We start from the raw sequence: 21,928 nt of genomic DNA on the forward strand, positions 1-21,928 counted from the left end.
TTCTTTGAGTTTTCTAAAAACGATGCAACTAATGTGACTTTCATTTTTATTTTAGCTGCGAAATTACAAAAGAAATTTGACTTAAATAATATTTACTTCCGCCTCAATTGTAATTCCGAATTTTTCTAAAATCGTTTGTTGGATATTTTTTGAAAGTGCTACAATTTCAGCTCCTGTTGCAGTCCCATAATTGACTAAAACTAAAGCTTGATTTTTGTGCACACCTGCATCACCAAAACGTTTACCTTTAAAACCAGCTTGTTCAATTAACCAACCCGCAGGAACTTTTACCTCAGTTTCAGAAACTACATAATGCGGCATTTCAGGGTGAAGTGCTTTTGCTTTTTCGTAAGCTTCTTTTGTAATGATTGGATTTTTAAAGAAGCTTCCGCTGTTACCTAATTCTTTTGGATCTGGTAATTTGCTTTGACGAATAGCGATTACCGCATTGCTAACGTCTTTTAAAGTTGGGTTCTCGATGCCGTTTTGTTTTAATTCTGTTTCGATGGCACCATAAGTAGTAGAAACTTTATGATTTCTCTTCGTCAATTTAAAACTGACAGAAGTTATGATGTATTGATTTTTTAATTCGTTTTTGAAAACACTTTCTCTGTATTCGAATTTGCATTGTGTGTTGGTAAACGTTTCAATTTCTAATGTTTTCATATTCAAAGCATCGCAAGAAAACATCGTATCTTTAATTTCTACTCCATAAGCTCCGATGTTTTGAATAGGAGTTGTGCCCACATTTCCTGGAATTAAAGATAGATTTTCAATGCCGCCAAAATTTTGATTGATGCACCAAAGTACAAATTCGTGCCAATTTTCACCAGCTTGTGCTTTTACAATAACAAAATCATCGTTTTCTTCTACAATTTCTCTTCCTTTTAAATTCACATGAACGACTAATTTTTCAATATCTTGGGTTAAAAGCATATTACTTCCACCTCCTAAAATAAAAATATCGTCGTTTTTTGTTAACACTTCTTTTAATTCAGAAATCGAACTTACCGAAACAAATTGTTTCGCTTTGGCGTCAATTCCAAAAGTGTTATAATTTTTTAGAGAAAAATCGTTTTGGATATTCATTAGAATAATTTTTTTCAAATGTAATATTATGAATTTTAAATCGAAAATATTTTATACGATTGATGCGTTTCTTTGATAATCATTTCTGTTCGTTCGGCATGAGTATCAGAAATAAAAATTTGTCCAAAAACGGCATCATTTACCATAGTTACGATTTTTTGAACACGCGTTTCGTCTAATTTGTCGAAAATATCATCGAAAAGAAGAATCGGTAATTCTCCACTTTGTTTTTTCATGAATTCGAATTGTGCCAATTTCAAAGCAATCAAAAATGATTTTTGTTGACCTTGCGAACCAAATTTCTTAATCGGGAAACCATCAATCTCAAAAAACAAATCGTCTTTATGAATTCCTGCGCTGGTATATTGAATAATTCTATCTTTTTGAAGCGATTCTTCTAAAAGTGATAGTAAATCTTTTTCAAACAATTGACTTTCATAACGCAAAGCAACCGATTCATTTCCGCCTGAAATATTGGTGTGATGTTTTTGGAAAATCGGAATGAAATCGTTTAAGAACTGGTTTCTTTTTTCGAAGATTAATTGTCCAGTTTCACTAAGTTGTTCATTATAAATAGCTAAATTGTCGGCATCAAAAGTTTGATTTAAAGCGAAATATTTCAATAAAGCATTACGTTGAGCCAATGTTTTTTGATATTGAATCAACAATTGCAAATATTGGTTATCTAATGTTCCGATAACGCTATCAATAAATTTTCTGCGAGTTTCGCTTCCTTCTACAATCAAATCCGCATCAGAAGGTGAAATAATTACTAAAGGAATTAATCCCAAATGTTCTGAAAGTTTTTCGTAAACCTTTCCGTTTCGTTTAATGGTTTTTTTTTGTCCTTTTTTTAAACTGCAAACAATTTTTTCTTCTTTTCCGCTCTTTTCTAATAAGGCGTCAATCACAAAAAATTCTTCACCATGTCTAATATTTTGAATTGCCAACGGATTGAAATAGCTCTTTCCGTAGGCCAAATGGTAAATAGCATCTAAAATATTGGTTTTTCCAACGCCGTTTTTCCCAACAAAACAATTAATTTTAGCGTCAAAATCAAATTCGATTTGAGCTAAATTCTTGTAATTTATTAAAGATAACTGTTTTAAAAACACGATATATAAGCGATGTTAAATGACTAAATTTATGACTTTTTGCAAAAGTAATTTGAAAAACTCAAAAATATCTACAAAAATGGTTTTAAATTTTAATAAAAATTATATTTTTGCACCTCATTAAATTAAAAATAAATGGCAACATATAACAAAAGAGGTTACAAAGCTCCAAAACCTGAAGAAGCAAAAGTTGAAAACGAGTTTGAAGAAGTAATTGATGTTAAAGACAGTACGACTGCAGAAGTTTTTAATACATTAGACGAAACGGCTTCGAAAACTGAAGATTGGGTAGCTAAAAACCAGAAAATACTTTTAGGTATTGTAGGTGCAATCGCAATTGGAACATTGTCTTATCTGTTATACAATCGTTTTGTTGTTGAGCCTAAAGAAGAAAAAGCAGCTAATGAAATTTTTCAAGCGCAACAATATTTCCAACAAGCAGTTGATGCAACAGAAAAAAACGATTCTTTATACAACTTAGCACTTAAAGGTGGTGAAGGGAAATTAGGTTTTTTAGCAGTAGCAGAACAATATGAAGGAACTGCAGCAGGAAATTTGGCTAACTATCATGCAGGTATGGCTTATTTGAATTTAGGTGATTTCAAAAATGCAATTACTTATTTAGAGAAATTTAAATCAAATGATGCTATTTTAAAACCAATTGCTTTAGGAGCTATCGGTGATGCTTTATCAGAAACTAACAAAGTAGAGGATGCTATTGCTCATTACAAAAAAGCAGCTGAAGCTTCAGAAAATGATTTTACAACGCCAAGATATTTGTTTAAAGCTGCACAATTGTCTTTAACTGCTGGAAAAAAAGCAGAAGCTCACAAATTATTTGTTGAGATTAAAGAAAAATATGAAACTTCAAAAGAAGGAATGAATATTGATGCTTTCATTGCAATGACAGAATAAGAATGGCAACAGAAAATAAAAATTTATCTAATTACGATAAAAATACAATCCCAAATGCGAAAGATTTTCGATTTGGGATTGTTGTTTCAGAGTGGAACGAGCAAGTAACTGAAGGTTTGTATAACGGAGCTTTTGCAGCATTAACCGATTGTGGTGCTTTACCTGAAAACATTATCCGTTGGAATGTGCCTGGAAGTTTTGAATTGATTTTCGGAGCACGACAAATGCATGAAAAATTAGAGTTGGATGCTGTAATAGTAATTGGTTGTGTAATTAAAGGGGAAACAATGCACTTTGAATTTGTTTGCGAAGGCGTTACGCAAGGTATGAAAGACTTAAATCTTTTGTATGACGTACCAACTATTTTTTGTGTATTAACTGATAACAATATGCAACAATCGTTAGATAGAAGTGGAGGAAAACACGGAAATAAAGGAGTAGAAGCTGCAATTGCAGCCATAAAAATGGTTGAATTAAATAGAAAGTAAAAGGATTTCTTTAAAAATTAATATACTAATCCCGATTTTTATCGGGATTTTTTGTTAACAAAAAATTGGAGGTAATACGCACAAAAATCCCTAAATTTGAAAAAAATAATGCGCTATGTTTATGTTGGGAATTAATACATCACCAAAAAATAATAAATTTAAAGGAACTGCTTTTCGTCACGAAAGTATTGTGTCGACTTATTCGTTTAATTTTTTTATTTGTAAAACTAAATAATGGCAGCAAGTATTATTCAACTTTTACCTGATCACGTTGCCAATCAAATTGCTGCGGGAGAAGTAGTGCAACGACCAGCTTCTGTTGTGAAAGAGTTGTTGGAAAATGCCGTTGATGCCAAATCAACCGATATTAAATTAATCGTTAAAGAAGCAGGAAAAACTTTAGTTCAAGTAATAGATAATGGTTTAGGAATGAACACGACCGATGCTCGTTTGTGTTTTGAACGTCATGCTACATCTAAAATTAGAAAAGCAGAAGATTTATTTGATTTGCATACCAAAGGTTTTCGTGGCGAAGCGTTGGCTTCCATTGCTGCTATTGCGCATGTGGAATTAAAAACAAAACAAGATCAAGAAGAACTTGGAACTCACATTGTTATTGAAGGGAGTAAATTAGTAACCCAAGATGTTGCGGTACTGCCAAAAGGAACTTCGTTTGCTGTTAAGAATTTGTTTTTCAATATTCCGGCAAGAAGAAATTTCTTGAAATCAGAAACGGTTGAATTTCGTCATGTGATGGATGAATTTCAGCGTGTTGCAATGGCGCATCCATCGATTTCATTCACTTTGATTCACAACGGAAGTGAATTGTATAATTTGCCAAGTTCTAATTACCGTCAACGTATTGTAAATATTTTTGGTGGAAAAACCAATGAAAAATTAGTGCCAGTTTCGGAAGAAACGGAATTAATAACTATTTCAGGATTTGTTGGAAAACCCGAATTCGCTAAAAAGAGTAGAGGCGAACAGTTTTTCTTTGTCAACGATAGATACATCAAAAGTGCGTATTTGCATCATGCCATCATGAGTGCCTACGAAGGTTTGTTAAAAGAAGGCAATCAGCCAAGTTATTTTTTATACTTACAAGTTCCGCCACATACGATTGATATCAACATACATCCAACAAAAACCGAAATCAAATTTGACGACGAACATTCGTTATATGCGATTTTACGTTCGGCTGTAAAACATAGTTTAGGGCAATTTAACGTAGCACCTGTTTTAGATTTTGAACGAGATGCTAATTTAGACACCCCTTACGAATACAAAAACAGAGATGCTGATTTCCCAACGATTCAAGTGGATTCTAATTTTAATCCGTTTGCGGATGAAAAACCGAACTCGAAACCGTTGTCTTCTTTTGGAAGTTATAAAAGAGAAACCACTACTGCAAGTTGGGAAAGTTTGTATGTTGGTCTAAAACAGGATATACAAGAAATTGAAACTCTTTCATTCGAAAGTGAAGAAGTTACAAGTAAGTTGTTTGAAGATGATGCAGTTGAAATAAAAAACACTACAACGTATCAAATTCATAAAAAATATATTGTTAGTGCTATAAAATCGGGGATGTTGGTAATTGATCAAGGTAGAGCGCACCAACGTGTGTTATATGAACAGTTTTTAACTAATATTACGATTCAAAGAGCATCGAGCCAACAATTGTTGTTTCCATTGGAATTGTATTTTTCTTCTGATGAGATGATTTTATTGAAAGAATTGCAATCTTCGTTAGAAAATACGGGATTTGTTTTTGATGCTTTGAATACTGATTCTGTACAGATTTCTGGGTTACCAATTGGAATGGCGGAAAGCGAAGTTTCCATAGTTTTAGAGGAATTAATTAATAACTTACAAAATGAAATTCCAGAGAGTAGTTTTTCACAGAGCGATAGTATTGCCAAATCGATGGCGAAAAGCATGGCCGTAAAAACGGGAACTTATTTAACCGAAAAGGAACAAGAAAATTTAGTAAATTCTTTATTTGCGTGTAAAGAGCCTAATGTATCCCCTTTTCAAAAACCAACTTTTATCACGTTAACGGTAGAAGATTTAGATAAAAAATTTGCGATATGATGAATAATATGACCGATACTGTTAAGCAATTATTGATAATTAATGTTTTGTGTTTCATAGGTAGTTTTATTGTACCACAATCAAATGACATACTGGCATTGTATTATTTTGAGAGTGATAAATTCCAATTTTGGCAACCTATCACACACATGTTTATGCACGGAAGTCCTATGCATATTTTCTTTAATATGTTTGCTTTGATTTCTTTTGGAAGTGCATTGGAGCATTTTTGGGGAGCTAGAAAATTTTTGTTTTTCTATTTTTCTTGTGGATTGGGTGCAGCTTTGATTCATTCGGGTGTAAATTATTATGAAATACATTCTCTTCTTGATCAATTGCAAAACACTGCAATAACCACCTCTGATATTAACACCATTTTAAACACTGATTTTGTAACAGGTAATCAATTTCAGGGTAGATTGTTGTATGAAAATGCACAAGCTACTTTTGATAAATTGCATTTAAATGAAAATGATTTTCGTATTTTATTTGATGCTGCGATGAAAAATCAATCTGCAGCAGTAGGAGCTTCAGGAGCTATTTACGGATTATTAGTAGCTTTTGCTTTTATGTTCCCTAACGCTGAGTTGATGATGATGTTTATTCCAGTTCCGGTTAAAGCCAAATACTTTGTGCCTGTTATAGTATTTTTAGACTTGTTCTCAGGAGTAACAGGTTTTAGTGTATTTGGTGGAAATATTGCTCATTTTGCCCACGTAGGAGGTGCTTTGATTGGTTTCATTATGATGTGGTATTGGAAGAAAAATCAATTTAACCATAACCGTTGGGATAGATAGTTTTTTGAAAATAGAATTAAGGATAAAAAGAAAAGATGAACATTTTAGACGATTTAAAGCTACAATACAAAACAGGAGGTATGGTCCAAAAGTTAATCTTTAAGAATATTGGTTGTTTCTTGTTATCGTTGGTGTTTTTTTATAGTTTTTCTATAGGAAAATTTGAAATTCCATATTGGGTAGCCTTATCGTCTGATTTAAATACTTTTTTTAGAACACCATGGACATTAGTTACGTTCAATTTTTTTCATTACGGATTTTTTCATTTGGTTTTTAACATGATTGTGCTACACTTTTCAGGAAGATTGTTTTCAACCTATTTTACTGATAAGCAAATGTTAGGAGTCTATCTTTTAGGAGGCATTTTCTCAGGAATTATTTTTATACTCTCTTATTTTTTAATTGGGAATTCAGGTTTGTTAGTTGGAGCGAGTGGTGCTATTATGGCAATTTTGCTCAGTGCTTCAACTTATGCACCTTTTATGTTGTTGCGTATTCCTTTAATTGGAATTGTAAAATTGTGGCATGTCACTTTTGTCATTCTATTAATCGATTTGATTCAATTGCCATTAGACAATACAGGTGGACATATAGCGCATTTAGGTGGTGCACTTTTTGGTTTTCTTTATATCAAGTTATTAAAATCAGGAACCGATTTAAGTAAAGGAATTTCGATGATTTTAGATTTCTTTTTTAATCTTTCTAAACCGAAGAAAAAAACTCCTTTCAAAAAGGTGCATCGTAACACAACAAAAAAATCGGTAAATTCGTTTTCTGAAAAAGATATTACACAAAAACAGATTGATGATATTTTAGATAAAATCAGTAAATCGGGTTATGACAGTTTAACAAAAGAGGAAAAAGAATTTCTTTTTAAAGCAGGAAAATAATGCCAAAACAATCTTGGTTTCATAGAATCATGTATTTTTTTAATATAGTATTAACTATATTGACTTTTCTTGCCTATTCTTTACCTTTCTTAGCACCAAAAGCTTTTCCTTTTTTAAGTGTATTGACGCTAATTCTTCCTTTATTTTTGATTTTGAATTTCTTCTTTTTTCTTTTTTGGTTTTTGCAACTAAAAAGACAAATGTTACTTTCAGGGTTAGTATTATTACTCGGAATTACCTTTATCAATCGTTTTTATAAATTTTCCGAAACTAATCTTCCAGTTGATGATGGAGATTTTACTTTAATGAGTTATAATGTCCGACTTTTTAATTTGTATGAATGGCTGCCTCAAGGAGATGTTCCTGAGCAAATCTCAAAATTAATTGATGAAAAACGTCCAGATGTCTTGTGTTTACAAGAATTTTCTCCTAATAAAAAAGTGGCTGTAAAAAATTATCCGCACAGTTTTGTAAAGTTGTATGGTGGCAAAAATAAATATGGTCAAGCCATTTATTCTAACTATAAAATGATTGAAAAGGGAGAAATTCAGTTTCCTAATACTAGTAATAATGTCATTTATGCCGATATTTTAAAAGGTAAGGATACGTTACGAATTTATAGCATGCACTTGCAATCTATTAAAATTAGTACGGATATACATGAAAATCTAAATCAAGAAAAATCAAAGTTTATTTTTAAAAGAATTAGTGAAGCATTTACGCTTCAACAACAACAAGCAGAGATTATTAAAAAACATTTTGATGACTGTAAGTACCCAAAAATAATCTGTGGTGATTTGAATAATAGTGCTTTCTCTTACGTTTATAGAACGGTTAAAGGTGATATGAATGATGCTTTTGAACAAGCAGGAACAGGTTTTGGAAAATCGTATAATTTTAAATATTATCCGGCTAGGATTGATTATATTTTTGTTGAAAAAAATATTGAAGTGAAAGAATTTAAATCTTTAGATTCTTTTATTCAAAGCGATCATTTTCCACAATTCACAAGATTACAATTAGTTGAAAAATCGCAAGAATAGGATTTATATTTTTTGATTTTTTAAATAATCCGCTGCGTATCTTCCTTCATTAAAAAGTAAATCTAAAATACTTAAGTTGTTAAGAAAACCATGTTTTTCTTCGAATACTTGGGTGTAAGGCTCTAATTGAGTAGTATCTTTTTTTCCGTTTGCCAAATGTCTGAAATCTTCAAAATTAGGAACATCATGGAAAAATTCCGTTGTCTTATTTGTTTGGATTGTAATTCCTAAAGATTCGTTTACTAATTCAAAAATTTCCAAATTCAAATCCATTATAAATTCATGTTTTTTCTCAAATAATGGACGAAAATCATCTTCAAAATATTCAAAAAAAGGTGAAGTTCTGTAAGCAGCTTCTAACGATTTAAAGTGATTTTTTTGCCATCCAAAATCATTTTCAATACGAACATCTTTGTATTTCTGATGTTTGTCTTTTGAATGTTTAATTGGAATATTTAACATTTGAATTCCGTTTGGACTATAAATGTACATCCTATTTCTGTTCGTTTGTTTTTGGAAATTGTCTTCCATTTCAAACGTAACCAAATCTGCCCGAAGTATTGCTACATAATGACTAATCGATGGAAAGTAAGTAGGATGTATAAGAATGTTCATGGTAAATATTAATCTTTTTAAATCATATTAAGCGTCTTCTTTCTTTTTCTTCTTTTTTCTGAAGTAATCAAAAGCAAAATAACCAGCTAAAGCAATTAAGAAATATTGAAAATACGATTTTGGTTGGCCATCACCACTAACGGTTGTGAATAATCTGTCCCATCGGATACTCCAGTTTTTAATTCCGTCGTTGATTCCATCGATACTCATCCAAATGAAAATAGGCTTTCCAACGATATGGTCAGCTGGTACAAATCCCCAATAACGAGAGTCTAATGAGTTATGACGGTTATCTCCCATCATCCAATAGTAATCTTGTTTGAAAGTATAAGAAGTAACAACTTGACCATTTATACGAATTTCATCGCCGTTTACTTTTAAATCGTTTCCTTCGTATTCACCTATCACTTTTTTGTAAAAAGGTAGGGTTTCTTTATTTAATTCAACTGTTTTACCTGCCTCAGGAATGTAAATTGGTCCTAAGTTATCTACGTTCCAATCTTTTGTTCCAGGGAAAATAGATTTATCCGTTTCTTTATGAATGATACGTTCAACTTTGGTAAGTCCTGGAATATTTTTCAATCTGTCAACAGAAGCTTGTGGTAAAGCGCTAAAGATTAAGGTGTCGTTAGCAATTTGCCCAAAGGCGTCAGTTATGTTAAGTTCTTTTTTAATGTAATCTAAATCAACTGGTGTTTTTCCGTCCCAAGCTACTTTATAGGAATACTGAGGTTTTGCTCTTTCAGGAAGAATCGATTCTTTTCCGTTAATAAAAATAATTCCGTCTTTAATTTCGATTTTATCACCAGGAATAGCTGTGCAACGTTTTACGTAGTTGGTTTTCTTATCTACAGGTTTGTCATATCTTTTATCTGCCGCTTTGTACATGTGAAACAAGGTATCAGCAGGCCAATTGAATACAACAATGTCATTACGTTCTATTTTTTGCAAAGCAGGAAAACGGAAATAAGGTAATGAAGGCTTAGATAAATAAGATTTTACTTTTATTAAGGGTAAAGTATCATGAACCATCGGTGCCGCAATAGGTGTAATTGGAGTTCTAGCTCCATAATGAAATTTACTAACAAATAAAAAGTCGCCCACTAATAATGATTTTTCCAAAGAGGAAGTTGGAATAGTGTAGGGCTGGATAAAATAAGTATGCACAATGGTAGCTACCACTATAGCAAATGATAACGAACCTAAAGTGTCCATGGTTTTGTTAGGTGCAGTTAAATCGCGATTAGCGTGATATGTTGTTTCTTGTGTGTAATTTACATAAGCAATGTAAAGTCCTAAAGTAACAACTCCTAAAACCATGTCTAAGGTAGATTTTTTACCAAAAGTTCGTAAGGTTTCAATCCAAATAATTGGAAACATAAATAAATTAATCACCGGAATAAATAGCAAAAAAATCCACCATTTTGGTCGGTTGATGATTTGCATTAAAATAATTCCATTATAGGCAGGAACAAATGCTTCCCATGATTTTTTACCTGCTTTTACATATAATTTCCAAGTTCCAATTCCGTGAATTACTTGAACTAATAAGATAAAAAGTAACCAACCTGATATTTCCATTTTTAATATCGTTTAATTTTTAGATTATATAATTGTTTATTTTGAGGTTAAACCCAAAACATCTTTCATGGTGAAAACACCTTTTTTACCTACCAACCATTCAGCTGCAACAACAGCTCCTAAAGCAAAACCTTCTCTGCTGTGAGCTGTGTGCTTGATTTCGATCTGATCCACTTCACTATCGTAGAAAATACTATGTGTTCCTGGAACGTTTTCGATGCGTTTTGCTTCAATATGAATTTCGTTGCTAATTGGAGTTTCCAGTGTCCAATTGGCATAATCTGTATGCTTGATAACGCCTTCTGCTAATGTTATTGCTGTTCCACTAGGTGCATCTAATTTTTGAGTATGGTGAATTTCTTCCATCGAAACGTTATATTGTTTCAAATTAGCCATCATTTTGGCTAAGTATTCATTTAATTCAAAAAATATATTTACTCCTAAGCTAAAGTTAGATCCATAAATAAAACTTCCGCTTTTTTCTTCACATAATTGCACCATTTTAGGATAATCAGACAACCAACCTGTTGTCCCAGAAATCACTGGAATTCCATTGTTTAAGCATTCAGTAATATTGGTAACAGCACTATGTGGAACACTAAAATCAATGGCAACATCGGCATTTAATAGTCCTTCAAAAGTGTTATTCTGATCTTTTCTTAATACGATTTCATGACCCCTTTCTAAAGCTATTCGTTCAATAACTTTTCCCATTTTTCCGTATCCTAAAAGTGCAATTTTCATAATAGTTAGATGTTGATTTAATCAATTTGTTACCTAATGTTTTGTTAAAAACTATAAGTAAGTGTCATTCCATAATTGAATTTGTAATCTATTTGATTTTGATTCATATCGGGTTTTAAAGACAGATTATCGTTAACATTGAACTGCATTAAATGTGCATTAATGTTAGCATCAATAATATTTAAAATATAAATTCCAGCAGTTATTAATGCTGATAAATCTCTGTTTCTTTGATGAAATTTTTGAGCACGAATTAGTCTGTCATTATCTAAATTCCCATATAAAGGGTGACTGGGATCTGAAGTTCCATCTAATCGTCTTTTGTATTCGTCTCGATATTCGTGATATTTTTTTTGATTAAAAGTATAATTGTAAATCCCTAATCCCAAACCTGCATAAACAATTGGTACTTTCCAATATTTTTTATTGTAAACTTGACCTAAACCAGGAACAAGTGCCGAATAGAAAGCCGCTCTTGCAGGACGATTCGGATCAATAACAACTTTTACAGTGTCTTTTGGAATTAAACTAATTTCTTCTTGTGCTTTTCCATCTATGCTGAGAAAAAGACAAGCGAAAATAAATATGTAATGAAGCTTTTTCACTAAGAATTAATTAGTTTCAAGATACGATTAAAGTCTTCTTCGGAATGAAATGGAATTGTTATTTTTCCTTTTCCGTTTCCTGCTACTTTAACGTCAACTTTAGTTCCGAAATAATTAGCAAAGGCTTTTTTCTCCTCTTCTTTTACATTAAATGAGTTGCCTTTTGCAGGTTTAGCTGCTTTTGGTTTTAAACTATCTTGATAATTTTTAACCAAAGCTTCTGTTTCTCTTACCGAAAGATTTTGAGTTACGACTTTATGGTAAATATCACTCTGAATATCTTGATTTTCTATATTAATTAATGCCCTACCATGTCCCATTGAAATAAAACCGTCACGCATTCCGGTTTGGATAATTGGATCTAATTTCAACAAACGTAAATAATTGGTAATAGTCGAACGTTTTTTACCCACGCGTTCACTTAACTCTTCTTGAGTTAGGTTGATTTCATCAATTAATCTTTGATACGAAATGGCTACCTCAATAGGATCTAAATCATGACGTTGGATGTTTTCCACCAAAGCCATCACCAAAGATTCGTTATCATTAGCTAAACGGATATATGCTGGAATAGTTTTCAAACCAATTAATTTAGAAGCACGTAAACGTCGCTCTCCTGAAATCAATTGATATTTGTTGAATTCTAATTTTCTTACAGTAATAGGCTGAATTACGCCTAACTCTTTAATCGATTTGGCTAATTCTTGTAACGTTTCTTCGTTAAAATTCGTTCTCGGTTGAAACGGATTAATTTCAATCGATTCGACATCTAATTCAATAATATTTCCTACAACTTTATCTGCGTTTTTATCCTCAACCGATTTAATATCATTTTCAGGATCTTTCAATAAAGCCGATAATCCTCTTCCTAAGGCTTGTTTTTTTACCGCTTTTGTCATCTTACTCTATTATTGATTTTTCTTAATAATTTCTTCAGCTAAGTTCAAGTAATTAGAAGCACCTTTACTAGTAGCGTCATAATTAATGATACTTTCTCCAAAACTTGGAGCTTCACTCAATTTGATATTTCTTTGAATTACAGTTTCAAAAACCATGTCGTTAAAGTGTTTTTGAACTTCTTCAACTACTTGGTTCGATAAACGTAAACGAGAATCATACATGGTTAACAATAATCCTTCAATATCTAAATTTGGATTGTGAATTTTTTGCACACTTTTAATTGTGTTTAATAATTTTCCTAAACCTTCTAGGGCAAAATATTCACATTGAATTGGAATAACCACACTATCAGCAGCGGTTAAAGCATTCAAAGTTAATAAACCTAATGAAGGTGCACAATCGATTAAAATATAATCGTATTTATCTTTAACGCTTTCTAAAGCTGTTTTAAGCATGTACTCACGGTTTTCTTTGTCAACTAATTCAATTTCGATAGCCACCAAGTCAATATGAGCTGGAATCACCGAAACGTTTGGAGCCGTACAAGCTACTGTAGCTTCATCTGGAGTGGCACTATGTTCTAGAACTTGGTACGAACCAATTTCCACGCTTTCTACATCGATTCCTAAGCCCGAACTCGCGTTAGCTTGTGGGTCAGCATCGATTAAAAGTACTTTTTTTTCTAAAACACCAAGAGAAGCTGCTAAGTTAACCGATGTAGTTGTTTTACCTACACCACCTTTTTGATTGGCAATTGCAATGATTTTACCCATTTGATTAATGATAATTTTAAGCCGTAAAAATACAATTATTTATGGTTTTTTCAAGGCAATTTTGTTAACAATAGCTTAAAGCTTTATTTGTCTAGTTATTAATTGTTTTTTTTAAAATTAATCGTTGCTAATTAAATTCGATTTAGTTTTTCAGCCGCCGCCATCAAAGTTTCATCCGTTTTCGCAAAACAAAAACGTAGCATATGTCTATCCGTTGCATCATTATAAAAAACTGAAATAGGAATAGAAGCCACTCCATGATTAACAATTAATTCTTTAGCAAAATCCACATCATTTTTATTCGAAATTTGAGTGTAATTCACCACTTGAAAATACGTTCCATCGCAAGGCATTAACTCAAAACGACTGTCTTTGATAAGGTTTTGAAACAAATCACGTTTGCGTTGGTACATTTTGGAAACTTCACTAAAATCAATCAAATCCAAGTATTCCGAAATAGCGTGTTGTGAAAAACTATTTACACTAAACACTAAAAACTGATGCACTTTTTTCATTTCGTACATTAGATGTTCAGGAGCAATTAAATAACCCACTTTCCAACCCGTAACGTGTAATGATTTTCCAAAAGATGAAGCGATAATGGTTCGCTCTACTAATTTTGAACGTGTATTAAACGAAATATGCGGTTGCGTAAACGTAATGTATTCGTACACTTCGTCGCCCAAAATAAGAATTTGAGGATGTTTTTCTAAAATAGTTTCTAAAGCTTCAAAGTCACTTTCTGTCCAAATTCTACCCGTAGGATTGTGTGGATTATTAATGACAATCATTTTTGTTTTAGTCGAAATCGCGCTTTCAATTCGGTTGAAATTGGACGTGTAATCATCGTTTAAGGTAACACGAACAGGTTTTCCACCTGCTACTAAAACCGAAGGTTCATAACTATCATAACTTGGATCTAATATCAACACTTCATCACCCTGATTTACAAACGTATTAATTGCTGTGAAAACACCTTGCGTAGCGCCTGCGGTAATCAATATTTCAGTTGCAATATTGACTTTTCTGCCGTATTGATTTAAGGTTTGATTCGCAATTTTTTCCAATAACGAAGGTAAACCCGCCATTGGCGTATATTGGTGAATATTCTCTCTAATAATACGTTCCGAAATTTGTAATAAACGTTGATCTTCAGGGAAATTGGGAAATCCTTGCGATAAATTTATTGCTCTGTGTTGGTTAGCTAATTGCGACATTACAGAGAAAATACTAGTGGTGATGTTAGGTAGTTTTGACATAAAACAAAAATATAAAAAATATACACGCTTTAATTTCTTCAAATTACTTTATTTTGTGATTTAATTCTGAAATTTTGAAGATAATCATATTAACACCGATGGAAATAGAGCGAGAAAAAGTTCTTAACGCTTTAGCTCGAATTCCCAATTTGAATCATACCTACGAAGTAATTGTATCTGGAATTGGACGTGAAAGCACCGCTAAGGCGATGATGCAAATGCCACCACACGATGTTTGTGTGTTAATGGGTTTTGCTGCTGTAGTGGGAAAAGAATCCCATTTACCCTATTATTTGCACTTAGGAAAACCTATCGAAATTACGAATGCTTCATTATACGGTTTCGAAGGCGGTTTGTTTGAAAACGGAAAACCCATTGTCACCGAAAAGCCAAAATTAAATTTACCTTGTTTGTCTTCTTTAACTTCCGATAAGTTTGTAAGAACAACCGATTTAGCCGAGAAAACGGTTGTAAATATGGAAGATTATACTTTTAAATTTTTGAAGAAACCACAAGATTTTATCGTACGCATCATCTCCGATTTTTTACCTCACGAAACCGAAATCGACTTTTTTGAAGAAGTAAAAGGGATTGATTTTTTGGAAGGCGTGAAGGCTGTTGATGAATTATTAATTTGATAACGAAATTTCACTTCGTTTCAGTTATTTAGTATTTTTGATTCGTAAAATTTAAATTAGAATATTTTGAAAAAAAATGGTTTTTTATTAGTAGCCTTGTTTCATGTTTTTTTGATTTTTAGTCAAGATACATGGCACATCATAGATTTTAAAAAGAATAGTGATTTTAAATCTTTTTTCCGAGCTAAAGAAAATTTTTATCCTTTAGTAAGTGCTCACAGAGGTGGTCCAACAACTAATTTTCCTGAGAATTGTATTGCAACATTTACTAATACAATCCAATACAATCCTGCCATCATTGAAACAGATATTGCTATGACAAAGGATTCTGTTTTGGTGATGATGCACGATAATACTATAGATAGAACTACAACAGGAACAGGAAATATAAGCAATTATACTTATCAAGAATTGCAAAAATTTTCTTTGAAAGATAATCAAGGAAATGTTACTCCTTATAAAATAGAAACACTAGATGAGGTTTTAACATGGGGAAAAGGTAAGGTTGTCTATACTCTTGATGTTAAACGAGGTGTTCCATTTAAGTTGGTAATAGATGCCGTAAGAAAAAACAAAGCGGAGAATTATTCTATAATAATTACCTATAATGCCAATCAAGCGGCAGAAGTAGCTAGTTTAGCTCCTGATGTTTTACTTTCTGTATCGGCCAGAGGAAAAGAAGATGTAGAACGTTTAGAAAGTATGGGAGTAAAAGTAGAAAATATGGTAGCTTTTATTGGAACTTCATTTCCAAAGTCTGAAACTATGGATTACATGAAAAAAAGAGGAATTACCTGCATATCTGGAACTATGGGTAATATCGATAAAAGTGCACTAGTAAATGGTGACAAGGTCTATTTCGATATTGTAAATTCTGGAGTTATGATAATTTCTAGTGATCGTCCAATTGAAGTGGCTAAACAAATGGATATTTATATTAAGAAAAAGAATTTAAAATCTTCTTTCATCAAGAAAGTGAAAAAGTGATGGAATCAAAAATGTTATAAAATAAAAAACACCAACTGGAATGTTGGTGTTTTTTTATACTATTTGGATTATTCCTCTAGTAAAACCTCCAAAATCGTTATCGCGGCATCACTAATTTTTGTCCCAGGTCCAAAAACCGCTATAGCTCCGGCGTCGAATAAGAATTGGTAGTCTTGTGCTGGGATAACTCCACCCACAATTACCATAATATCTTCTCTTCCGTATTTTTTTAGTTCTTCGATAACTTGTGGCACTAAGGTTTTATGTCCCGCTGCTAACGAAGAAACACCTAAAATGTGTACGTCGTTTTCAACCGCTTGTTTGGCAGCTTCTTGAGGCGTTTGGAATAACGGACCAATGTCCACGTCAAAACCAACGTCTGCATAACCTGTTGCTACTACTTTGGCACCACGATCGTGACCGTCTTGTCCCATTTTCGCAATCATAATACGAGGACGACGACCTTCTTTCTTCGCGAAAGCATCGGCTAATTGTTTTGCTTTTTCAAAACTTTCGTCGTTTTTAATTTCTTTACTATACACGCCGCTAAAACTTCTAATTTGTGCTTTATATCTTCCGAAAACTACTTCTAAAGCATCACTAATTTCGCCTAATGTAGCTCTGTTTCGTGCTGCTTCTACTGCTAAAGATAGTAAATTTTCACCACCATTTTTAGCGCTTTCGGTTAATTTTGCTAAACATTCGGTAACTTTAGCGTTATCGCGAGTCGCTTTAATTTGGTCTAAACGCTCAATTTGTTGTTTGCGTACCATTTGGTTATCCACATCCAAAATATGTAACGGATCTTCTTTTTCCAAACGGTATTTGTTCACCCCAACAATAATATCTTGTCCACTGTCGATACGGGCTTGTTTTCGTGCTGCAGCTTCTTCAATTCTTAATTTTGGAATCCCCGCTTCAATCGCTTTGGTCATTCCGCCTAATTCTTCAACCTCTTGAATTAAAGCCCAAGCTTTTTCAGCAATTTCTGCTGTTAAACTTTCTACATAATAACTTCCTGCCCAAGGGTCAACCGTTTTACAGATTTTAGTTTCTTCTTGCAAAAAGATTTGCGTATTACGAGCAATTCGTGCGGAGAAATCGGTTGGTAAAGCAATTGCTTCGTCCAAAGCATTCGTGTGTAACGATTGAGTTCCTCCAAAAGCTGCGGCTGCTGCTTCAATAGCAGTTCGAGCCACGTTATTAAAAGGATCTTGCTCCGTTAAACTCCAACCCGAAGTTTGGCAATGCGTTCTTAAAGCTAATGATTTTTCGTCTTTTGGATTGAATTGTTTTAATAGTTTTGCCCAAAGCATACGACCAGCACGCATTTTAGCAATTTCCATAAAATGGTTCATTCCAATCGCCCAGAAAAAAGAAAGGCGAGGAGCGAAGGTGTCAATATCCATTCCAGCAGCTAAACCAGTACGAATGTATTCCAAACCATCTGCTAAAGTGTACGCCAATTCAATATCAGCAGTAGCACCCGCTTCTTGCATGTGGTAACCCGAAATCGAAATCGAGTTGAATTTCGGCATGTTTTTACTTGTATATTCAAAAATATCTGCAATAATTTTCATCGAAGGTGTTGGTGGATAAATATAGGTATTTCGCACCATGAATTCCTTCAAAATATCATTCTGAATTGTTCCCGACAATAGGTTAGGAGCAACGCCTTGTTCTTCTGCAGCTACGATGTAGAATGCCATAATTGGTAAAACTGCACCATTCATCGTCATAGAAACCGACATTTCCCCTAACGGAATTTGGTCGAAAAGTACTTTCATATCTTCCACCGAGTCAATCGCAACTCCAGCTTTACCAACATCACCCACTACTCGTTCATGGTCAGAATCGTAACCTCTGTGTGTTGCTAAATCGAAGGCAACTGAAAGTCCTTTTTGTCCAGCAGCAAGATTTCTTCTGTAAAAAGCATTACTTTCTTCCGCAGTTGAAAATCCCGCATATTGACGAATAGTCCATGGTCGGCGTACGTACATGGTAGCGTAAGGTCCGCGTAAATTGGGTGCAAAACCTGCTCCAAAACCAAGGTGTTCTAAATCGGAAATATCTTCTTTAGAATAGGTTGGTTTAACTTCGATGCCTTCGGCAGTTGTAAACTTTTGTTCCAAGTTTAACGTTTGAGGTTTCAAGTTTTTGGATTTCTCCAAAGTTAAATGTTGTATATCTTTTCTCATTGCTTTTGCAATTAAAATATTTTGTTGATTCTGCTGTTTCTCGATGTATGAAGAACAGCTTTAATCACTATTGTTTCATTATCAATACTAAAATGAATTAGATAAGGGAAAGTTTTTAATAAAACTACTCGGATTTCATCATATCTAATTTGGTATCGAAATGGATTTTCTTTTATTTGTTTAACACTATTATTAAAAGAATTAGCAAATCTTTTTGAAAGCATTGGATTGATGTTTTTATACCAAGCGATACTTTCTCGAACATCGGATTTAGCTTCTTCTAGAATTAAAATCTTAAAGTTCATCTCCAAGTTCTTTTAAAAAATCCTCGTAGTCTGTTGCACTTTTTGGATTTTTCAAATAGTTTTCAGTTCGTTCTCTAACTTCATCAATTTGCCATTGCGGAATTTGATATTCCTTGGAAGTTGGAAGAATAATTACTTCTACTTCTTCTGCATTGAAATCTTCAGGTAAAGTAATGTTTACTTGATGATTTTTTACTTTTACAAATCTTCTAATTGCTTCCATGGTCTTCTTTTTCTGTAAGTTACTAAATTATTCCGAAGCTAATCGTTCCTTTACTAATTTTTTATCAACTTATTTATTGCTACACAGTAAGGTAGAAAAAAAAATAATATTGATAGCATAATTATTAATATTGAGATTAAAAATTTTTTCAAGTTCTTGTAAGTAATTCCGACTGCTAGGTATGTTAAGCCTACAACGATAAGAATTATTGAAATTAACCAAGAAATGAAAAATAAAGTTCCCATAATTATTCCGAAGCTAATCGTTCTTGTTCTAATTTTTCAGCCAAACGTTTTTCGATGATTGGTGTGATTAATGTTTTTCTGGCGTTTTGTTTCACGAAAGGATACAATTCCAAGTCGTTTTTCATTTGGTCGTTTTTGTTGGGATACTTGTTGGTTCCTAGTAAAACTTCTTTCCCTGAATCGAAAAGTTCTTGTTCTTTTTGTGCACTTTCGTTAATTTTTCTCTGAATTGTTCCATCGATTAATTGCGAAATCAGTCCGCCATTTTTCTCGATATCTTTGAATAATTCCAAAGCTTTTTCGGCTAATTGTTCTGTTAACGTTTCAATGTAATACGCACCATCAGCAGGATTATTTACTTTGTCGAAATAACTTTCGTGTTTTAAAACTAACAATTGATTTCTCGAAATTCTATCTCCAAACTCGTTGTCTTTGTGATAAATGGCATCGTAAGCTAAATTCGCAACTGCATCGGCTCCACCTAAAATCGCCGACATACATTCGGTAGTCGTACGCAACATGTTTACATTGTAATCGTATAAGGTTTTGTTGCGTTTTGTTGGTGTTGCAATGATATGACAATCAAAATTATAATTGTATTCTGATGCTAACGTGTTGAATAAAAGGCGTAAGGCTCTTAGTTTTGCAATTTCAAAAAAGTAATTTGTTCCAACAGCAACTTCAATCGTAATCGGTTGATTGATAGCTGTAATTCTGTTGAAATATTCGTTTGCGTGTGCTAAAGTGTAAGCCAATTGTTGTACGATATTCGCACCTGCATTTTGATAAATTCCGCTTGAAATGGTTAAAAATGGAACAGTTGTTTTTGAAGCAATTGTATTAAGATTTTCAAAATCTTTTTTAAGGTTTTCAAACCAATTGCCATCTTTTGCTAATTGTCCGATTGGATCATTTTGAATAAAGATGTTAGCTTTATTTTTTGAAGCAAATTCATTGATTTTATTTGAAAATTCAACCGAAAGGAAAGGTAAATTGAAATAATAGTTTACATTTTCTAACGGAAGATTTTGCATCAATTCTTCAATGGAAACGGCATCATTTTCTAATGTAAAACGAATACTTTCAGCTCCTCTTTGTAATGTTTCTAGCGCACGAGCATTCGATTTTTTCACATCGTGAACAAAAATATTTTGAACAATTGCAAAAGGTTTTGTTGGAACAATTGCATCAAGATTTACTTCGGTTTCATCATTATGATAAAACGGTTTTACTTTAATACCTTCTGGACTTTCCCAAACTAAAGTTTCGTTGTAATCAGCACCTTTTAGTTCGTATTGAATTTGTTGCTTCCATTGTTTAGAAGAAACGGCTTCAAAATCGGAAAATAAATTATTGTTAGCCACGAATTATGTATTTAATTGTTACCAGTTGTTTTTTCGGCAGCAGCTTTTTTTTCGTCTTCAAACTCGATGATGTAGATGTCTTCGTTATCACGTTTCATGTAATACTTTTCGCGAGCGTATTTTTCTACACGATCATCGTTTTTCAACTCTTTGATTTTTATGCTGTCTTTTTTGATTTCAGTTTTATAGTACTGAATATTATCTTCAATTTCTTCAATTTCCTTGTCCAAAACACGATGTTCTAAATAGGAATAATTGTCGAAAAAAAGCATCCAAACAGAAAAAAGAATTAATACCAAAACGTAGCGATTCATAACGAATGCTAAAAACGGATATTTGGCAATTAAATTCTTGATTTTGTTCATTATGCGATTCTTTGATTAATTACGGCACGCACTACATCGATAGCTACCGTGTTGTATTTATCGTTAGGAATAATAATATCAGCAAATGCTTTTGTAGGCTCGATGAATTGTTCGTGCATCGGTTTTAAAGTAGTTTGATAACGATTCAAAACTTCTTCCATATCACGACCACGTTCTGCAATGTCACGTTTTAAGCGACGAATCAAACGCTCGTCAGAATCGGCATGAACGTATACTTTTATGTCAAACATATCTCTTAATTCGGGATTGGTTAGAATTAAGATACCTTCCACAATCATTACTTTCCTTGGATGTGTTATGACTTTATCGTCAGTTCTGTCGTGAGTAACGAAAGAATATACAGGTTGTTCAATAGTTTTTCCAGCTTTTAAATCTTTAAGATGTGCTACTAACAATTCAAAATCAATGGCTCTTGGATGATCGAAATTGATTTTAGTACGCTCTTCATAACTTAAATGATGCGTTTCCTTGTAATAAGAGTCCTGAGAAATGATACCTACTTCAGTAGCAGGTAACTCATTCATAATCTGATGAACAACTGTTGTCTTTCCACTTCCGGTTCCTCCGGCAATTCCAATAATTAGCATATAAAAGGTTGTCTTGTTTAATTTTAGCAAAAATAGAAATAATATTCTAAGTGTTTTTTGTTTTTGGTTAGAAAGTTTAGAGAATTAGTG

General features: G+C 32.8%; 23 protein-coding genes. 8 read left to right on the forward strand and 15 right to left on the reverse strand.

The features are described 5' to 3' along the window. Window positions 1-81: 81 nt before the first annotated feature. Window positions 82-1,089 (reverse strand): UDP-N-acetylmuramate dehydrogenase, encoded by a 1,008-nt coding sequence (gene murB / locus NAT47_RS01935; RefSeq protein ID WP_250579767.1) that lies wholly within the window; start codon window positions 1,087-1,089, stop codon window positions 82-84. Window positions 1,090-1,124: 35 nt separating this feature from the next. Then, window positions 1,125-2,204, reverse strand: coding sequence for a DNA replication/repair protein RecF (gene recF, locus NAT47_RS01940; RefSeq protein WP_250579768.1), 1,080 nt, complete (start codon window positions 2,202-2,204; stop codon window positions 1,125-1,127). 135 nt (window positions 2,205-2,339) lie between these two features. Here recF and NAT47_RS01945 point away from each other — a divergent pair, with 135 nt between their 5' ends. The 6 genes from NAT47_RS01945 to NAT47_RS01970 all read left to right on the forward strand — a co-directional run bounded on the left by NAT47_RS01945 (window position 2,340) and on the right by NAT47_RS01970 (window position 8,428). Then, entirely contained in the window at window positions 2,340-3,119 is a 780-nt protein-coding gene (locus tag NAT47_RS01945) for a tetratricopeptide repeat protein (RefSeq protein ID WP_250579769.1), read from the forward strand. A 2-nt stretch (window positions 3,120-3,121) separates the two neighbouring features. Further along, window positions 3,122-3,607, forward strand: coding sequence for a 6,7-dimethyl-8-ribityllumazine synthase (gene ribH / locus NAT47_RS01950; protein ID WP_250579770.1), 486 nt, complete (start codon window positions 3,122-3,124; stop codon window positions 3,605-3,607). 234 nt (window positions 3,608-3,841) lie between these two features. Continuing rightward, window positions 3,842-5,698, forward strand: a complete 1,857-nt coding sequence (gene mutL, locus NAT47_RS01955) for a DNA mismatch repair endonuclease MutL (protein WP_250579772.1) — start codon at window positions 3,842-3,844, stop codon at window positions 5,696-5,698. After that, the gene (locus NAT47_RS01960) at window positions 5,698-6,495 is read left to right on the forward strand and encodes a rhomboid family intramembrane serine protease (protein ID WP_250579961.1); all 798 of its coding nucleotides are present in this window, start codon (window positions 5,698-5,700) and stop codon (window positions 6,493-6,495) included. The genes mutL and NAT47_RS01960 overlap by 1 nt, the downstream gene beginning before the upstream one ends. A gap of 35 nt (window positions 6,496-6,530) precedes the next feature. After that, window positions 6,531-7,385 carry a rhomboid family intramembrane serine protease gene (locus tag NAT47_RS01965; RefSeq protein WP_250579773.1) on the forward strand — a complete coding sequence of 285 codons (855 nt, stop codon included), beginning with the start codon at window positions 6,531-6,533 and terminating at the stop codon, window positions 7,383-7,385. Beyond that, the gene (locus tag NAT47_RS01970) at window positions 7,385-8,428 is read left to right on the forward strand and encodes an endonuclease/exonuclease/phosphatase family protein (RefSeq protein ID WP_250579774.1); all 1,044 of its coding nucleotides are present in this window, start codon (window positions 7,385-7,387) and stop codon (window positions 8,426-8,428) included. The genes NAT47_RS01965 and NAT47_RS01970 overlap by 1 nt, the downstream gene beginning before the upstream one ends. 3 nt (window positions 8,429-8,431) lie before the next feature. Here NAT47_RS01970 and NAT47_RS01975 read toward each other — a convergent pair whose 3' ends face one another. The 7 genes from NAT47_RS01975 to NAT47_RS02005 form a co-directional block, all read right to left on the reverse strand. Further along, on the reverse strand, window positions 8,432-9,043 hold the full coding sequence (locus NAT47_RS01975; protein ID WP_250579776.1) for a WbqC family protein: 612 nt from the start codon (window positions 9,041-9,043) through the stop codon (window positions 8,432-8,434). 27 nt (window positions 9,044-9,070) lie between these two features. After that, window positions 9,071-10,624: a signal peptidase I gene (lepB, locus tag NAT47_RS01980; protein ID WP_250579778.1), complete on the reverse strand. Its 1,554-nt coding sequence runs from the start codon at window positions 10,622-10,624 to the stop codon at window positions 9,071-9,073. A gap of 36 nt (window positions 10,625-10,660) precedes the next feature. Then, window positions 10,661-11,368, reverse strand: coding sequence for a 4-hydroxy-tetrahydrodipicolinate reductase (gene dapB / locus NAT47_RS01985; RefSeq protein ID WP_250579780.1), 708 nt, complete (start codon window positions 11,366-11,368; stop codon window positions 10,661-10,663). Window positions 11,369-11,412: 44 nt separating this feature from the next. Further along, window positions 11,413-11,973: a DUF5683 domain-containing protein gene (locus NAT47_RS01990; RefSeq protein WP_250579782.1), complete on the reverse strand. Its 561-nt coding sequence runs from the start codon at window positions 11,971-11,973 to the stop codon at window positions 11,413-11,415. Then, window positions 11,973-12,872 carry a ParB/RepB/Spo0J family partition protein gene (locus NAT47_RS01995; RefSeq protein WP_250579783.1) on the reverse strand — a complete coding sequence of 300 codons (900 nt, stop codon included), beginning with the start codon at window positions 12,870-12,872 and terminating at the stop codon, window positions 11,973-11,975. Before NAT47_RS01995 ends, NAT47_RS01990 begins: the two co-directional genes overlap by 1 nt. 9 nt (window positions 12,873-12,881) lie before the next feature. Continuing rightward, window positions 12,882-13,646 carry a ParA family protein gene (locus tag NAT47_RS02000; RefSeq protein WP_250579785.1) on the reverse strand — a complete coding sequence of 255 codons (765 nt, stop codon included), beginning with the start codon at window positions 13,644-13,646 and terminating at the stop codon, window positions 12,882-12,884. Window positions 13,647-13,777: 131 nt separating this feature from the next. After that, window positions 13,778-14,905, reverse strand: a complete 1,128-nt coding sequence (locus NAT47_RS02005; protein WP_250579786.1) for a methionine aminotransferase — start codon at window positions 14,903-14,905, stop codon at window positions 13,778-13,780. Window positions 14,906-14,979: 74 nt separating this feature from the next. Here NAT47_RS02005 and NAT47_RS02010 point away from each other — a divergent pair, with 74 nt between their 5' ends. Next, window positions 14,980-15,543 carry a hypothetical protein gene (locus tag NAT47_RS02010; RefSeq protein ID WP_250579787.1) on the forward strand — a complete coding sequence of 188 codons (564 nt, stop codon included), beginning with the start codon at window positions 14,980-14,982 and terminating at the stop codon, window positions 15,541-15,543. A gap of 66 nt (window positions 15,544-15,609) precedes the next feature. Then, entirely contained in the window at window positions 15,610-16,530 is a 921-nt protein-coding gene (locus NAT47_RS02015; protein WP_250579788.1) for a glycerophosphodiester phosphodiesterase family protein, read from the forward strand. A 68-nt stretch (window positions 16,531-16,598) separates the two neighbouring features. Here NAT47_RS02015 and scpA read toward each other — a convergent pair whose 3' ends face one another. The 6 genes from scpA to udk form a co-directional block, all read right to left on the reverse strand. Further along, entirely contained in the window at window positions 16,599-18,728 is a 2,130-nt protein-coding gene (scpA, locus tag NAT47_RS02020) for a methylmalonyl-CoA mutase (RefSeq protein WP_250579790.1), read from the reverse strand. Between the two features lie 11 nt (window positions 18,729-18,739). Beyond that, window positions 18,740-19,033: a type II toxin-antitoxin system RelE/ParE family toxin gene (locus tag NAT47_RS02025; protein WP_250579791.1), complete on the reverse strand. Its 294-nt coding sequence runs from the start codon at window positions 19,031-19,033 to the stop codon at window positions 18,740-18,742. After that, window positions 19,023-19,256 carry a hypothetical protein gene (locus NAT47_RS02030; protein ID WP_250579792.1) on the reverse strand — a complete coding sequence of 78 codons (234 nt, stop codon included), beginning with the start codon at window positions 19,254-19,256 and terminating at the stop codon, window positions 19,023-19,025. The genes NAT47_RS02025 and NAT47_RS02030 overlap by 11 nt, the downstream gene beginning before the upstream one ends. Before the next feature lie 247 nt (window positions 19,257-19,503). Continuing rightward, a complete protein-coding gene (locus NAT47_RS02035; RefSeq protein WP_250579794.1) occupies window positions 19,504-20,865 on the reverse strand; it encodes a methylmalonyl-CoA mutase subunit beta in 1,362 nt (453 codons plus the stop codon). Between the two features lie 11 nt (window positions 20,866-20,876). Next, complete coding sequence (locus tag NAT47_RS02040; protein ID WP_250579795.1) at window positions 20,877-21,230, reverse strand: FtsB family cell division protein; 354 nt, start codon at window positions 21,228-21,230, stop codon at window positions 20,877-20,879. Beyond that, the gene (gene udk, locus NAT47_RS02045) at window positions 21,230-21,838 is read right to left on the reverse strand and encodes a uridine kinase (RefSeq protein ID WP_250579797.1); all 609 of its coding nucleotides are present in this window, start codon (window positions 21,836-21,838) and stop codon (window positions 21,230-21,232) included. Before udk ends, NAT47_RS02040 begins: the two co-directional genes overlap by 1 nt. Window positions 21,839-21,928 lie beyond the last annotated feature (90 nt).

This window comes from Flavobacterium fragile, assembly GCF_023634865.1.
Lineage (GTDB): Bacteria > Bacteroidota > Bacteroidia > Flavobacteriales > Flavobacteriaceae > Flavobacterium > Flavobacterium fragile.